Consider the following 14106-nt stretch of genomic DNA (forward strand, 5'->3'; position numbering starts at 1 on the left):
CCCACGGGGTGGGCAGGGGCAAGTGCCTGATTCGACAGGCCCTTGCCGGCGTGGGCGCGGTTGTGGAGTGGTGCGCGTCATCCCCGTTCAGGCCGTGGATGACGCCGGGGGCCGATGCAAAAGGGGGCGCGATGCGGTGGCCATGCACCGGGTCGGGGCCAGGTAGCTCGTCGCTCAGTCCAGCCAGTTGACCTTGGGGAAGGTGCTGCGGAATTTCTCCGGCATCTCCACCACCTTCGACTGGCGGTAGTCGAAGAACACGAAGCCGGACTTGGCCATGGCCACCAGCTTGCCGTCGGCGGGGCGGGTGATGCGGAAGGTGATGTCGCCGCCGTAGCGGTTGAAGTCCATCACGCCGACTTCGAACAGCAACTGGTCGCGGGCGTGGGCCTCGGCACGGTAGGTGGTGGCCAGGTCGGTGACGATGATGCCGGTGCCGTCGCCCTCGGTCTCGGTGATGCCGAAGTCGAAGAGGAAGCGCGCGCGGGCCTCGGAGATCATCGAGATCATCGAGTCGTTGCCCAGGTGGTTGGCGCCATTGATGTCGGTGACCCGCACGGTCAGGTGGGTGGAGTAGCAGAACTGGTCTTCGGGGAAGTTCAGGGTCAGGCGGGCCATCGGGGTGCAAACCTCGTACGTCGGTAGGGAAGGGGCCGTGGCAACGGCGGGCGGATTCTACCCGCGCCGCCGCCGCTATGTGGCCATTCGCCGACTGAATGAGGCTTAGCGGTGCAGGCCGTTGAGCCAGTAGAAGGTCACCCGGCCGCCTTCGTTGCTCGGCCCGCGGTTGTCCTGGATATAGGCGCCGGCCTTGAAGTAGAGCTGCTGGTTGCCCCAGTAGCCGCTCAGCTGGCGGAACAGGCCACCGTCGTCGCCCTTGCTGGTGACGGTGATGCCCAGGCGCCCGCTGGGGGTGAGGCGCAGGTCGTAGCCGAAGCGCTCGCCCAGGTCGACATTCTCGGCCAGCAGGATGTTCTCCACCTCCTTGTCGCCGGGGCGCTTGCGCAGCAGGGCCTCGAGGCGGCCGGTGCCGTCCTTGTAGTGGTACTGCAGCTTCAGCAGCGGGTCGTTCTCGCTGCCGGCTTCGTCCTTGCTGTGGATCTGCCCGATGATGATCTTGTTCTTGCTTGGCACCTGCTGCACCGAAAGCACCGCGCTCAGGTAATTGTCGGCGCTCTGGTAGTTCCAGTAGCTCAGGGTGCCGTCGGCCTGGGTCTCGCGCAGCTCGCTGCGGGGGTAGCGGGCGTCTTCGCTGGTGCTGCCGGTGACGGGCACCCAGAAGGTCACGCTGCCGTCGTCGTTGTGGCGGAAGTACTGGCTTTCATAGCCGTTGTTGAGGCGCTGGGTGGTGATGAGCGTGGCGGATTGGTGGGCGGGGATGTCGAGTTTCCAGGTGCTGAGATCGATCACGGGCTGTCCTTGAGGCCGGGGGAATAAGCCCCTGTTGGGACCGGCACGATCCCGGAAGTTCAGCGAGGTTCCACTTAGGCGACGAACTGCATCGTCGCGGGCCAGTGAGGCGGCACGGTGCCATCAGCCGGGCGGTGCTGGACCGCCCGGCCACAGGCCGGCGGCCGGCAACCCCTTACAGCGTCAGGCGGTAGACCCGCAGGCGGTGGCCGTCGGGGTCGATGCCGCTGAAGGTGTAGCCGAAGTCCATGGCCTCCGGCGCCTGGACGATCTCCACGCCCTGCTCCTGCCAGAGCCGATGCAGGCGATGCACGTCGTCGTCGCTGTCGACGTGGAAGCACAGCTCGCCGCCCCCGCCCGGCACGGTGGTCGCCGGCTTCACGCCGTCGCGGGCCCAGAGGCCGAGCTTGAAGCCGTTGTCGAAGACGAACAGGGCGAAGCCCGGGCTGTGCTCGACGGTCTCGCGCGCCAGCAGGCGCCGATAGAAAGCGGCGCTGCGCACGGGGTCGTCGACGTACAGGTTGAGCAGGTTGGGGGCGATCATCGGATGGGTCTCCGTTGCGGAGCGACGGGTGTCGTCACTCGATACGCGCAGGCTAGGCCCACCCCCTGTCAGTTTCTGGCAGCAGCTTCACTGCTCGGCGATGCCATGCAGCGCGCGCCACTCTCGCAGCAGCACCTGGCGCCGCCGTGGGTAGCGCCGGCCCAGGTCGAGCAGCTCGGCCACCCGGTCCAGGCGGAAGTGGCGCATGCCCTGGCGCAGCTCGCACCAGGCGGCCAGCACCCGGGTCTGCTCGAAGTAGCCCAGGGCGAACGGCCAGACCACCCGTTGCGACGCCTGGCCCTCGGCATCGCGGTAATCGAGCTGCACGCGGTGCTCGAGGCGGATGACCTCGCGTACCTGCTGCAGCAGCGCATCGGGGATTTCGCTGGCCGGTGCCGGGCCGATCAGCAGGGTGCTGGTCTCCAGCTCCTCACGCAGGGCCGGGGGCAGCACCGCGCCGACCTTGGCCAGCACATCACGCGCGGCACCCATCAGTTGGCGGTCGCCCCGGCGGGCGACCCAGCGCATGCCGAGCACCAGGGCCTCGATCTCGCCCAGGGAGAACATCAGCGGCGGCAGCTCGAAGCCGGGCCGCAGCAAGTAGCCCAGCCCGGCGCCCCCTTCGATGTTGGCGCCCTGCTGCTGGAGCGTGGCGATGTCGCGGTAGAGGGTGCGCAGGCTGATGCCGAGCTCGGCGGCCAGGGCATGCCCGGCGACGGGGTAGCGGTGACGGCGGAGGATCTGCAGCAAGTCGAGCAGGCGCTGGCTTCGGGACATGGTGCTAGCCGGCTCAGAGACTCAGCAGGCCGACGCTGCGCAGGAAGCGTTCGACGTCGGCGGTGTAGCCATTGTCCTGGCCGAGTTCGTGGTTGATCTGCCGGTGCGACATGTCCACACCCATCACTTCCACGCGCTTGCCCAGGTCGCGGCCCTTGGCGGCGAAGCCACGGGCCTGGGGGCAGGCGTCGTCGCGACGGGTGGAGCACACCGCCAGCAGCGGCGCGCCGGCCCGTTCCAGGCGCAGGGTGGGGGAAGCGGCGCGCCAGGTGGCGGGGTCGTCGCCGAAGGCGCGGTCATAGAGCTTCAGGTGCGGGCCGCGCATCACCGTCTCGACGTTGAAGGCGGCGCTGTCCAGCGCCACGGTGCCGATCCACGGGCGCGCGCCCTGCTGGGCGGCGATCTCCGGCGCGGCGTCGATCAGCGCCACCAGGTGGGCGCCGGCGGAGTGGCCCATCAGCACGAAGCGCGCCGGGTCGGCCTGCCAGCCGCTGGCCAGTTGCTGGGCCTGGGCGAGGGCGCGGGCTACGTCGTCGGCCTGGGCCAGCGGCGGGGTGTCGGGGAGCATGCGGTAGTTGGTGGAGACCAGCACCACGCCCTGGGGCACCCAGCGCAGGGCCTTGTTCAGGGCGACGCTGCCGTTGTCCTTGTCGCCATTGGCCCAGCCACCGCCGTGGACCATGAAGATCACCGGGGCGGGTACGCGCGGCGCCACCTTGGGCAGGTAGACGTCGAAGCGCTGGCGCTCGTCGTTGCCATAGGCGACATCGCGCTGCACGCGGATGCCGGCGTCGTCGAGCTGGCGGGCTTCGCGGCGCTCCTGGAGCAGGCCGGCACTGGCGGTCTGCAGCGTGAGGGCGCCGAGCAGGGCGGCGCAGAGGAACAGCAGGCGGCTGGGCTTCATCGTTGGGTCCTTCGCTGATGGGCCGGGACGGCGCCCGGTACAGCCTTGATACGCCGCCGGGGCACTAACCCCTGCGGGGAAATGAAAACGGCGCCCCGTGGGGCGCCGCTGCCTGTCACTCGGCCTTGCGGGGCTTGCCCGGCTGGATCAGCCCGTCGGCGCGGAACATCGCCTTGATGCCGCGGATGGCCTGGCGAATGCGGTCCTGGTTCTCGATCAGGGCGAAGCGCACGTGGTCGTCGCCGTATTCGCCGAAGCCGATGCCGGGGGAGACGCAGACCTTGGCCTCGGCCAGCAGCTTCTTGGCGAACTCCAGGGAGCCGAGGTGGGCATAGGGCTCGGGAATCTTCGCCCAGATGTACATCGAGGCCTTGGGGTTCTCGACCATCCAGCCCGCCTCGTGCAGGCCCTTGACCAGCATGTTGCGGCGCTGGCGGTACTGCTCGGCGATGTCGCGCACGCACTGCTGGTCGCCTTCCAGCGCGGCGATGGCGGCCACCTGCAGCGGGGTGAAGGTGCCGTAGTCGTGGTAGCTCTTGATCCGCGCCAGGGCGCTGACCAGCTCGGGGTTGCCGACCATGAAGCCGATGCGCCAGCCGGCCATGTTGTAGCTCTTGGACAGGGTGAAGAACTCCACCGCGATGTCCTTGGCGCCGGGCACCTGCATGATCGACGGGGCCTTCCAGCCGTCGTAGACGATGTCGGCGTAGGCCAGGTCGTGGATCACCAGTACGTCGTACTGCTTGGCCAGGGCCACCACGCGTTCGAAGAAGTCCAGCTCCACGCACTGTGCGGTGGGGTTGGAGGGGAAGCCGATGATCATCATCTTCGGCTTGGGGATGGATTCGCGGATGGCGCGCTCCATCTCGGCGAAGAAGTCGACGCCTGGCACCAGCGGCACCGAGCGCACTTGGGCGCCGGCGATCACCGCGCCGTAGATGTGGATCGGGTAGCTGGGGTTGGGCACCAGCACCGTGTCGCCGTGGTCCAGGGTGGCCAGCATCAGGTGCGCGAGGCCTTCCTTGGAGCCGATGGTGACGATGGCTTCGCTTTCGGGGTCGATCTCCACGTCGTAGCGGTCCTTGTACCAGCGCGAGATGGCGCGGCGCAGGCGGGGAATACCGCGGGAGGTGGAGTATCCGTGGGTGTCTTCGCGCTGGGCGACCTGCACCAGCTTCTCGACGATGTGCGGCGGGGTGGCCCCATCGGGGTTGCCCATGGACAGGTCGATGATGTCCTCGCCACGACGGCGCGCGGCCATCTTGAGTTCGGCGGTGATGTTGAAGACGTAGGGGGGGAGACGATCGATGCGCGCGAAACGGCGCGGAGAACGCGTGTCAGCCATGCTTTCCTCGGATACGTAAGCGCCCGGAACCGTCCGAGCGACGTTGGCCACATGGGTGGCCTGGCGGCGAAGATAAGCGCAGCGGCGGGGCGTTGTCGAGAAAAATCCGAGGCGTTGCGGGGCGTTTTCTTTCAGGGCGAATGGGTGTGCCACAGGGCGGCGCGTATCGCGGATGAATCCGCTCCCACATGGCGTCAGCCTGCACCGGGTGCCGACCCGGGCGCCGTTGCGGTGGGCCGGTACAGGCTCCACCGCAACGATTGCCTGGCGTTATTGCGAGATGAGGATGGAGAACTTCTTGTGGTGGGTGCTGCCGTTGACGTCACGCACCTGGGCCACGAACCAGTGGGCGGTGGTGGAGGCGGTGCCGGCCTCCGGGGTGCCGCTGACCAGGCCGTCGGCGGCCAGCGTCAGGCCGGCCGGCGGGTGGCCGCTGACCAGCTTCCAGGTGGCGCCACCGAGGCCGCCGGTGGCGTACAGCTGGGCCTGGTAGGGCTGGCCGACGCGGGCTTCGGGCAGGGCGGCGGGGCTGTTGACCAGGAGGCCGTCGTTGGGGTGGCTGGCGGCCAGGCGGTAGAACTTCACCCGCGCGCCTTCGGTGGCGCTGTCGCCGTGCATGTGCAGGTAGGCGCCGGCCTTGAAGTAGAAGGTCTCGCTGTTCCACGCCGGGTCCATCGCCATGGTCGCCACCGGGCCGCCGTTGGCCGAGGCCATGGCGACGTTGTGGCTGACCTTCATCTGGTAGCTGAAGGTTTCGCCCAGGGCGATGTCCGTGGCCAGCACGTGGTTGGTGAAGGGCGGGCCCTGTTCCGGCAGGCCCTGCAGCTTGGCGATGACGCGGCCGGTCTTTTTGGCGAAGTCGTAGCGGTAGTAGAGGAGGATCAGCGGCGCGCTGCCGTAGCCGTGCACCTGGCCGACGATGACGAGGCCGTCGCTGGGCACCTGCATGACCTTGAGCAGGGCGTCCTGCACCGATTCGCCGGCGCCGCTCCAGGTCAGCCCGAGGTTGCTCGGGTCGAGCATCTCGCGCAGTTCCGAGCGCGGGCTGCTGGAGCCCCCGGCGGTGGCGCCGTTGAGCGGGGTCCAGAAACTCATGGAGCCGTCGGCCGCGTCGGTGCGGAACCAGCGCGACTGGTAGCCGTCGGGCCCGCTGAGCTGGTCGGGGCGCACGGTGATGGCCTTGCCCTCGGTGCCGCCCTCGGCGTCCTGGGGCACGGTGATGTTCCAGTTCTCCAGGGCGAAGTTGCCGCCCGGGGCGACGCCCTTGTAGAGCTCGGCCTGGGCTTCGCCGAGCAGCAGGCAGCCCAGCAGGCCGAGCCAGTGGGTGTTGCGGTGGCGGTGGGGGACGGGGTGGAGCGATTGAAGCCTGTGCATGCCTTGCATCCTCGTTGTCGGGCCGCACTCCGCTCGAGACCGCCTTCCTTCGACGCGTACGTGCCTTCCCTGTGCTTGTTCAGGGCCTGCCGCGTGGCAGGCCTTTCACAGACTCGTCGTCTTCAGGGAAGGTTCTGCCGCTGCGTTGCAGCGGCGACCGGTGGCGCACTGGCAGCGGTGCATCGGGCGGGCCTGTCAGGCCGTGTGCCGGGCCTTGAGGGCGATGAGCAGCTCGGCGAGGCGCTGGATATCGGCGTCCGTGGTGCGCCAGGAGGAAACGCTGAGGCGGAAGGCCGGGCGCCCCTGCCACAGGGTGGGGCCGAACCAGACATCGCCCGAGGCCTGGGCGGCGAGGCGGATGGCCAGGGTCTGTTCGTCGCTGTCGGCGCGCACCAGCACCTGGTTCAGCACCACGCGGTTGAGCACCTGGTAGCCGGCGCCGCGCAGGCGTTCGGCGAGGTACGCGGCCTGGCGCAGGTGGCGGTCGATCAGCTCGCGCAGGCCGTCGCGGCCGAGGCTGGCCAGGGCTGCCCAGATGGGCACGCCACGGGCGCGGCGGGAGAATTCCAGGTTGAGGTTCTTCTGCGCATCGCGGGAGGCGCTGGCATAGGCGGCGTCGCTGTTCATCGCCGTGGCCAGGGCCTCGGCGTCGCGGCAGATGGCCATGGCGCCGTCGTAGGGGGTGTTCAGCCACTTGTGGCCGTCGGTGGTCCAGCTGTCGGCCTGCTCGACGCCTTCGGCCAGCGCGGCGGCGGAGCTGGCCCGGGCCCAGAGGCCGAAGGCGCCGTCCACATGCACCCAGGCGCCAGCGGCGCGGGCGCGGGGGATGAGCTCGGCGAAGGGGTCGAATTCGCCGGTGTTGACCTCGCCGGCCTGCAGGCAGAGGACGGTCATGTCGTCCAGCGGCGGGAGCTGCGCCGGGTCGATCCGGCCCAGTTCGTCGACGGGCGCCACCCGCAGGCGATTGATGCCGAAGCCGAGGATGCGCAGGGCTTTCTTCACGGTGATGTGCACGCTGGCGGAGACCACCACACGCACCTCGGGCGCGCCCATCAGGCCGTCGCCGTCGAAGTCCCAGCCCTTGCGTGCGAGCAGGGCGCGCCGGGCTGCGCTGAGGCAGGCCAGGGTACAGGCGGTGGCGCTGGTGCCGAAGCCCACGGCGCTCTCTGCGGGCAGGCCGAGGCTCTCCAGCACCCAGCGCGCGGCGGCCTTCTCGATGCGGTCGGCGGCGGGGGAGTTGTCGAAGGAGGAGGCGCACTGGTCCCAGGCCAGCACCAGGCGTTCGGCAGCGGCGGCGGCCGGCAGGGTGGCGCCGATGACGAAGCCGAAGTAGCGCCCACCGTTGGAGGCGGTGGTGGCGGGGGAGCCCAGCTCATCCAGCAATTGCAGGGCCTGGTGGGCGGGCAGGCCCTGGGTGGGCAGGGGGCCGTCGAAGCCGGCCAGGGCGGCGATGGCGTCGGCATCGGGAAATACGCGGCGCCCGGGGATGCCGTCGAAGTAGGCGAGGGCGCGGCGGTCGGCGTCTTCGAGGAGCTGGCGTTCGGTGTCCATGGGCGTGTCCGGGCGGTGGCTGCGATGGGCCTACCTTAGCCGTCGCCACGGCGTGCCAGCAGATACACGCCACGCCCGCGATGGCCGTACAGTCGCGGTCGACGGACCCCGGACAGCAGAACAGTTACAACTCCCACCCGTACAGTTGCCCCTCAGTGCCCCAACATGTCGTGCATGGCGATGATCTGTTCGGCCACCTGGATGAGCTTCTGCTGGCGGCTCATGGCCTGGCGGCGCATCAGGGTATAGGCCTCTTCCTCGTTGCAGCTCTTCATCTTCATCAGCAGTCCCTTGGCCAGCTCCACGCGCTTGCGCTCGGCGAGCTGCTGCTCGCGGGCGTTGAGCTGCGCGCGCAGGGCCTGGTCGCTCTCGAAGCGGGCGATGGCGACGTCGAGGATCGGTTGCAGGCGCTGGGCGTGGATGCCTTCGACTATGTAGGCGCTGACGCCGGCCTGGATGGCCTGGCGCATGACGCCGAGGTCGTGCTCGTCGGTGAACATGACGATGGGGCGGGGCTGGTCGCGGCTGACCAGCACCACCTGTTCCATGACATCGCGCCCCGGGGATTCGGTGTCGATGAGCACGACATCGGGGCGCACGGCCTCGACCCGTGCGGGCAGGTCGATGGTCAGCCCGGATTCGTCGATGACCTCGAAGCCGGCTTCGACCAGGGCGGTGCGAAGACGACCGACTTTCTTCGCGGTGTCGTTGATCAGCAGGATGCGCAGCATAGGGTGGCCGTCCGGTTACAGGGCGAGGGCGGAGGGTGTGCCGGCGAGGGCGTGCAGGCGGAAACCGCGCGCGTAGCCGGCCGGGTCGCTGCCATCCCAGGTGATGCCGTCCATCAGCGTGGCGCTGCGCATCGGCCCGGGGACTTCGATGCCAAGGGCCTCGGCGGCCTGGCGATAGAGGTCGAGGCGCTGCACCTGGCGGGCGACGCCGAGGTAGTCCGGGTCATCGCGCAAGAGGCCCCAGCGGCGGAACTGGGTCATGAACCAGATGCCGTCGGAGAGGTAGGGCATGTTGACCCGGCCACCGTCGAAGAAGCGCAGCGGGTGGGCGTCTTCCCAGGCGTTGCCCAGGCCGTCGCGGTAGTGGCCGAGGAAGCGCGGCTCGATGGCCGAGAGCGGTGCGTCGACGTACTCGGCGCCGCTGATGAGTTGTGCCGCGCTGCGGCGGTTTTCCTCGCTCTGTTCGATGAAGCGGCTGGCTTCGAGCACGGCCATGGTCAGGGCGCGGGCGGTGTTCGGGTAGGCCTCGGCGAAGGCGGCGGTGACGCCGAGGACCTTCTCCGGGTGGTCGGGCCAGATCATCTGGCTGGTGGCGAGGGTGAAGCCCTGACTCTGGTCCACCGCCAGGGCGCCCCAGGGGCCGCCGGCGCAGAAGCCGTCGATGCGCGCGGCCTGGAGGTGGGCGACCATCTGCGAGGGTGGCACCACCACGCTGTTGACGTCGTGCAGCGGGTGGATGCCATGGGCGGCCAGCCAGTAGGCGAGCCACATGGCGTGGGTGCCGGTGGGGAAGGTCTGGGCGAAGGTCAGCCGTGCACCACCCTGGCGCACGTGGGCGGCCAGTGCCTCGGCAGTGGTCACGCCAGCGCGCCGCAGGGGTTCGGAGAGGTTGATGGCCTGGCCGTTCTGGCACAGGCCCATGAGGATGGCCATGGCGGTGGCGCTGCCGCCGATGCCCAGGTGGATGCCGTAGACCTGGCCATAGAGTGCCTGGGCGGCGTCCAGCTCGCCGGCCAGCAGCTTGTCGCGCAGGGTGGCCCAGGAGGCCTGGCGCTTGAGGTTGAGGGTCAGGCCATAGGGTTGGGCGAAGCCCTGGGTGGCGGCGACGACCAGCGAGGCCGAGTCGGTGAGGGCCATGAAGCCGAGATCCAGCGTGCTCTTTTCCGGTGCATCGCTGCCGGTGACCCAGGCCAGGTTGTCATTGCGTGTGTGCAGTCGGTCGTCGCTCATGCTGTCGCCATCCCATCAACGAAAAGGCGCCGCCCCGGTCTATCGCGGGGTGCGATGACCGATGACGACGCCATTGTCCGGCGGCCCGCCCCGCCGTTGGAGCGGGCCTGATGCGAGTGACGAAGCAAGCGATGTGCCAGGGGCAGAAAGCAAAGCCCCCGCCGGAGCGGGGGCTGAGTGGAGCGGGGCGGATCAGCGTTCGATGATCTGCTTCACCTGGGTCTGCGGGATCTGCTGCTTGCGGCCTTCGCTGTCCTCGAATTCGAGCATGCCGGTGTCTTCGTCCAGCTGCGGCTTGCCATCGCTGGTGAGCATCTGGCCGTCGGTGGTGTTGATCAGGTATTCGCTGGAGCAGCCGGAGAGGCCGACCAGGCAGAGGGCGATGAGGATCCAGTGCTTCATGGTGTTACTCCTTGGAATGAGCGGTTGGGCGCTTCTCCTTGGAACATAGCCGCTGGCGGTGGGCTGGCAAGGCGGGGGAGGGCGAATTCGTGGTGTGCGGCACGGTTCGGCGAGGTGGCGTTTCTTCGGTTCGGTTCTCGGTTCGACGGACCTGGGGCAGCGAAGCGTTTCGCGAATGAATTGGCTATGTCTGCGTTAAGTGTTGCTAGAAGATTTGAGTCCAGCTGATTGCCGAGCTTTGCTGGTGCTTCTGGTTTCGCCCCCCCGGGCGAGTCCCTTTTCCAATCGCTGGAACGCCAGCCCGGTGAAAAGGAACCAAAAAACTTGCCCCTCCATACGGGTCTGGCTTCGCCAGACTCCCCTCGCTCCATCATCGTTACTCGCTACGCTCGCCCTTCGGGCCAGCCTTCGGCTGTTACTACGCTTCGCTTCGTTTCACGACGATTCGCTCGGCCTCCTGGGAAGGGGCGTTGGCGGCTGCTCCAACTTTCTTCACTCGAATCCTCACATCGATGTGCGCATCACCAGCGGGTGTACACCGCGGCTGGTGGCTTTCGTAGGATGGTGTAGAGCGAAGCGAAACCCATGCGGCGGAGGTGGCACGAACCCTTGGGCGCCCGGAAAGGGCCGTGCTTGAGCGCTTGCATTAAAACCACACCAGCTAGCGCAGACAGAGCCAATGAATTCGCTCCCACGGGGTTTGTGAGTGTGGTGCTCGGCGCAAATCGCGCCCATGAAAAAGCCCCGCACGGGGCGGGGCTTCTTCATGGCCGGTGAGGCTTAGGCTTGAACGACCGGGATCTTGGCGTTCGCAGCGGCTTCGCGGTACTCGGCGATCTGGTCGAAGGACAGGTAGCGGTAGACGTCGGCCGCCATGCTGTCGATGTTCTTCGCGTACTCCATGTACTCCTCGACGGTCGGCAGCTTGCCCAGGATGGACGCGACTGCCGCCAGTTCGGCGGAGGCCAGGTAGACGTTGGCGCCATCGCCCAGACGGTTCGGGAAGTTGCGGGTGGAGGTCGAAACCACGGTGGAGTTCGACGCCACGCGTGCCTGGTTACCCATGCACAGCGAGCAGCCCGGCATTTCCATGCGCGCGCCGGCCTTGCCGTAGATGCCGTAGTAGCCTTCCTCGGTCAGCTGGTGCTGGTCCATCTTGGTCGGCGGCGACAGCCACAGGCGGGTCGGAATCGAGCCCTTGACCTTGTCCAGCAGCTTACCGGCAGCGCGGAAGTGGCCGATGTTGGTCATGCAGGAACCGATGAACACTTCGTCGATCTTGTCGCCGGCGACGGTGGAGAGCAGGCGGGCATCGTCCGGGTCGTTCGGAGCGCAGAGAACCGGCTCCTTCACGTCGGCCAGGTCGATCTCGATGATCTCGGCGTACTCGGCGTCCTTGTCGGCTTCCATCAGTTGCGGGTTGGCCAGCCAGGCTTCCATCGCCTGGGCGCGACGCTCCATGGTGCGGGCATCGCCGTAGCCTTCGCCGATCATCCAGCGCAGCAGGGTGATGTTGGACTGCAGGTACTCGGCGATGGCCTTTTCCGGCAGCTTGATGGTGCAGCCCGCAGCGGAACGCTCGGCGGAGGCGTCGGACAGCTCGAACGCCTGCTCGACGGTCAGGTCGTCCAGGCCTTCGATCTCGAGGATGCGGCCGGAGAAGATGTTCTTCTTGCCCTTCTTCTCGACGGTCAGCAGGCCCTTCTGGATGGCGTAGTAGGGGATGGCATGGACCAGGTCACGCAGGGTGATACCGGGCTGCATCTTGCCTTTGAAACGCACCAGGACGGACTCGGGCATGTCCAGCGGCATGACGCCGGTGGCGGCGGCGAAGGCCACCAGGCCGGAGCCGGCCGGGAAGGAGATGCCGATCGGGAAGCGGGTGTGGGAGTCGCCACCGGTGCCGACGGTGTCCGGCAGCAGCATGCGGTTCAGCCAGCTGTGGATGATGCCGTCGCCAGGACGCAGGGACACGCCGCCACGGGTGCGGATGAAATCCGGCAGGGTGTGGTGGGTGGTGACGTCGATGGGCTTCGGATAGGCCGCGGTGTGGCAGAAGGACTGCATGACCAGGTCGGCGGAGAAGCCCAGGCAGGCCAGGTCCTTCAGCTCGTCGCGGGTCATCGGGCCCGTGGTGTCCTGGGAACCGACGGTGGTCATCTTCGGCTCGCAGTAGGTGCCCGGACGGACGCCGGCTACGCCGCACGCCTTGCCGACCATCTTCTGCGCCAGGGTGTAGCCCTTGCCGCTGTCGGCGGGCTGTTCCGGCTTCTTGAACAGGTCGGAGGAGCCCAGGCCCAGTTCGGCACGGGCCTTCTCGGTCAGGCCACGGCCGACGATCAGCGGGATACGGCCGCCAGCGCGGACTTCGTCGAGCAGCACCGGGGTCTTCAGTTCGAAGGTGGTGATGACTTCGTCGGTGCCGTGCTTGCACACCTTGCCGGCGTGCGGGTAGACGTCGATCACGTCGCCCATGTTGATGTTCGACACGTCGAACTCGATCGGCAGGGCGCCGGCGTCTTCCATGGTGTTGTAGAAGATCGGGGCGATCTTGGAGCCGAAGCAGAAGCCGCCTGCGCGCTTGTTCGGCACATAGGGGATGTCGTCGCCGAAGAACCACAGCACCGAGTTGGTGGCGGATTTGCGCGAGGAGCCGGTGCCGACCACGTCACCGACGTAGGCGACCGGGAAGCCCTTGGCCTTGATCTCTTCGATCTGCTTCAGCGGGCCGATGGCGCCTTGCTGCTCGGGGACGATGCCGTCACGGGCCATCTTCAGCATGGCCAGGGCGTGCAGCGGGATGTCCGGGCGGGACCAGGCGTCCGGAGCCGGGGACAGGTCGTCGGTGTTGGTTTCGCCGGTGACCTTGAACACGGCCAGGCTGTATTTGTCGGCGATGGCGGGCTTGGCGGTGAACCACTCGCCGGCGGCCCAGGATTCCAGGACGGCCTTGGCGTGGGCGTTGCCAGCCTTGGCTTTCTCGGCGACGTCGTGGAAGGCGTCGAACATCAGCAGGGTGTGCTTGAGCTGTTCGGCAGCGGTGGCTGCCAGCTCGGCGTCATCCAGCAGCTCGACCAGGGTGGCGATGTTGTAGCCGCCCTGCATGGTGCCGAGGAGTTCGGTGGCGCGTTGCTTGGAGATCAGTGGGGACTTGGCTTCACCCTTGGCGAGGGCGGAAAGGAAGCCGGCCTTGACGTAGGCGGCTTCGTCCACGCCCGGCGGAACGCGGTTGGTGATCAGGTCTACGAGGAATTCTTCTTCGCCGGCCGGCGGGTTCTTCAGCAGCTCTACCAGGCCTGCGGTCTGTTCGGCGTTCAGCGGCTGGGGCACGATACCCTGGGCGGCACGCTCTTGTACGTGTTTGCGATAGGCTTCAAGCACAGTTTTACCCTCATCAGTGGTCCCAAGGAGTTGTCCGGGACGCTCATCCAGGAATCCAGCGAACCCGTGCGCCGCGCAGCTTTGTGAGCTGCCTGGCCAGGGTTTCGATGGTTCCATCCAGAAGCTGTTTTCAAAGTTTTACGCCGGAAGGAAGGCCTGATGAGGGCTGGCGTTGGACACTCGCCGGGGAGTGCCCAGCGCCAAGATTTCCTGCCGGGTGGACTGTGCTCGTGACGCTTTGAAAACAGCTTCCAACGGACATTGGCGCCTAAAATGGCGGGCCGATTCTAAAGGAAAGCTGAGCCGAAGTTAAGACAAAAGCCCCGGGTTTCTTGGGGTGACCCTGCTTAGACAAAGGGCTAAGATGCCGCCCTGTTCGTGCTTTTCCAGACCTTCCCGCCATGTCCAATCAGCGCATCAAGACGCCTTGCGTCGGCCTCTGCTCCACCGTTTACGG

At 67.6% G+C, this 14106-nt stretch carries 12 protein-coding genes; all 12 read right to left on the minus strand.

The features are described 5' to 3' along the window. Window positions 1–174: 174 nt before the first annotated feature. The gene (locus DMX10_RS12060; RefSeq protein WP_111261294.1) at window positions 175–618 is read right to left on the minus strand and encodes a thioesterase family protein; all 444 of its coding nucleotides are present in this window, start codon (window positions 616–618) and stop codon (window positions 175–177) included. Between the two features lie 105 nt (window positions 619–723). Further along, a complete protein-coding gene (locus tag DMX10_RS12065; protein WP_111261295.1) occupies window positions 724–1410 on the minus strand; it encodes a polysaccharide lyase family 7 protein in 687 nt (228 codons plus the stop codon). 175 nt (window positions 1411–1585) lie between these two features. Next, window positions 1586–1954, minus strand: a complete 369-nt coding sequence (locus DMX10_RS12070) for a VOC family protein (protein ID WP_111261296.1) — start codon at window positions 1952–1954, stop codon at window positions 1586–1588. Between the two features lie 87 nt (window positions 1955–2041). After that, entirely contained in the window at window positions 2042–2731 is a 690-nt protein-coding gene (locus tag DMX10_RS12075) for a YafY family protein (protein ID WP_111261297.1), read from the minus strand. Window positions 2732–2744: 13 nt separating this feature from the next. Next, window positions 2745–3635, minus strand: coding sequence for an alpha/beta hydrolase (locus DMX10_RS12080; protein WP_111261298.1), 891 nt, complete (start codon window positions 3633–3635; stop codon window positions 2745–2747). A 115-nt stretch (window positions 3636–3750) separates the two neighbouring features. After that, the gene (gene alaC, locus DMX10_RS12085) at window positions 3751–4980 is read right to left on the minus strand and encodes an alanine transaminase (protein WP_111261299.1); all 1230 of its coding nucleotides are present in this window, start codon (window positions 4978–4980) and stop codon (window positions 3751–3753) included. A gap of 270 nt (window positions 4981–5250) precedes the next feature. Further along, the gene (locus DMX10_RS12090; protein ID WP_158545598.1) at window positions 5251–6354 is read right to left on the minus strand and encodes a polysaccharide lyase family 7 protein; all 1104 of its coding nucleotides are present in this window, start codon (window positions 6352–6354) and stop codon (window positions 5251–5253) included. A 195-nt stretch (window positions 6355–6549) separates the two neighbouring features. Then, a complete protein-coding gene (locus DMX10_RS12095; protein WP_111261301.1) occupies window positions 6550–7905 on the minus strand; it encodes a pyridoxal-dependent decarboxylase in 1356 nt (451 codons plus the stop codon). 152 nt (window positions 7906–8057) lie between these two features. After that, on the minus strand, window positions 8058–8636 hold the full coding sequence (locus DMX10_RS12100) for an ANTAR domain-containing response regulator (protein ID WP_111261302.1): 579 nt from the start codon (window positions 8634–8636) through the stop codon (window positions 8058–8060). 15 nt (window positions 8637–8651) lie between these two features. Then, the gene (locus tag DMX10_RS12105; protein WP_111261303.1) at window positions 8652–9866 is read right to left on the minus strand and encodes a CmpA/NrtA family ABC transporter substrate-binding protein; all 1215 of its coding nucleotides are present in this window, start codon (window positions 9864–9866) and stop codon (window positions 8652–8654) included. 192 nt (window positions 9867–10058) lie between these two features. Beyond that, the gene (locus DMX10_RS12110; RefSeq protein WP_021220295.1) at window positions 10059–10268 is read right to left on the minus strand and encodes a YgdI/YgdR family lipoprotein; all 210 of its coding nucleotides are present in this window, start codon (window positions 10266–10268) and stop codon (window positions 10059–10061) included. Window positions 10269–11048: 780 nt separating this feature from the next. Further along, window positions 11049–13649 (minus strand): bifunctional aconitate hydratase 2/2-methylisocitrate dehydratase, encoded by a 2601-nt coding sequence (acnB, locus tag DMX10_RS12115; RefSeq protein ID WP_111261304.1) that lies wholly within the window; start codon window positions 13647–13649, stop codon window positions 11049–11051. Window positions 13650–14106: the final 457 nt, after the last annotated feature.

It is taken from the genome of Pseudomonas sp. 57B-090624, assembly GCF_003234055.1.
Taxonomy (GTDB): domain Bacteria; phylum Pseudomonadota; class Gammaproteobacteria; order Pseudomonadales; family Pseudomonadaceae; genus Metapseudomonas; species Metapseudomonas tohonis.

What these genes read in the sequence shown, in the direction of transcription:
- DMX10_RS12060 (WP_111261294.1), bottom strand. Translation starts at nt 618, where the DNA reads ATGGCCCGCCTGACCCTGAACTTCCCCGAAGACCAGTTCTGCTACTCC.
- DMX10_RS12070 (WP_111261296.1), bottom strand. Translation starts at nt 1,954, where the DNA reads ATGATCGCCCCCAACCTGCTCAACCTGTACGTCGACGACCCCGTGCGC.
- DMX10_RS12075 (WP_111261297.1), bottom strand. Translation starts at nt 2,731, where the DNA reads ATGTCCCGAAGCCAGCGCCTGCTCGACTTGCTGCAGATCCTCCGCCGT.
- DMX10_RS12080 (WP_111261298.1), bottom strand. Translation starts at nt 3,635, where the DNA reads ATGAAGCCCAGCCGCCTGCTGTTCCTCTGCGCCGCCCTGCTCGGCGCC.
- alaC (WP_111261299.1), bottom strand. Translation starts at nt 4,980, where the DNA reads ATGGCTGACACGCGTTCTCCGCGCCGTTTCGCGCGCATCGATCGTCTC.
- DMX10_RS12090 (WP_158545598.1), bottom strand. Translation starts at nt 6,354, where the DNA reads ATGCACAGGCTTCAATCGCTCCACCCCGTCCCCCACCGCCACCGCAAC.
- DMX10_RS12095 (WP_111261301.1), bottom strand. Translation starts at nt 7,905, where the DNA reads ATGGACACCGAACGCCAGCTCCTCGAAGACGCCGACCGCCGCGCCCTC.
- DMX10_RS12100 (WP_111261302.1), bottom strand. Translation starts at nt 8,636, where the DNA reads ATGCTGCGCATCCTGCTGATCAACGACACCGCGAAGAAAGTCGGTCGT.
- DMX10_RS12105 (WP_111261303.1), bottom strand. Translation starts at nt 9,866, where the DNA reads ATGAGCGACGACCGACTGCACACACGCAATGACAACCTGGCCTGGGTC.
- DMX10_RS12110 (WP_021220295.1), bottom strand. Translation starts at nt 10,268, where the DNA reads ATGAAGCACTGGATCCTCATCGCCCTCTGCCTGGTCGGCCTCTCCGGC.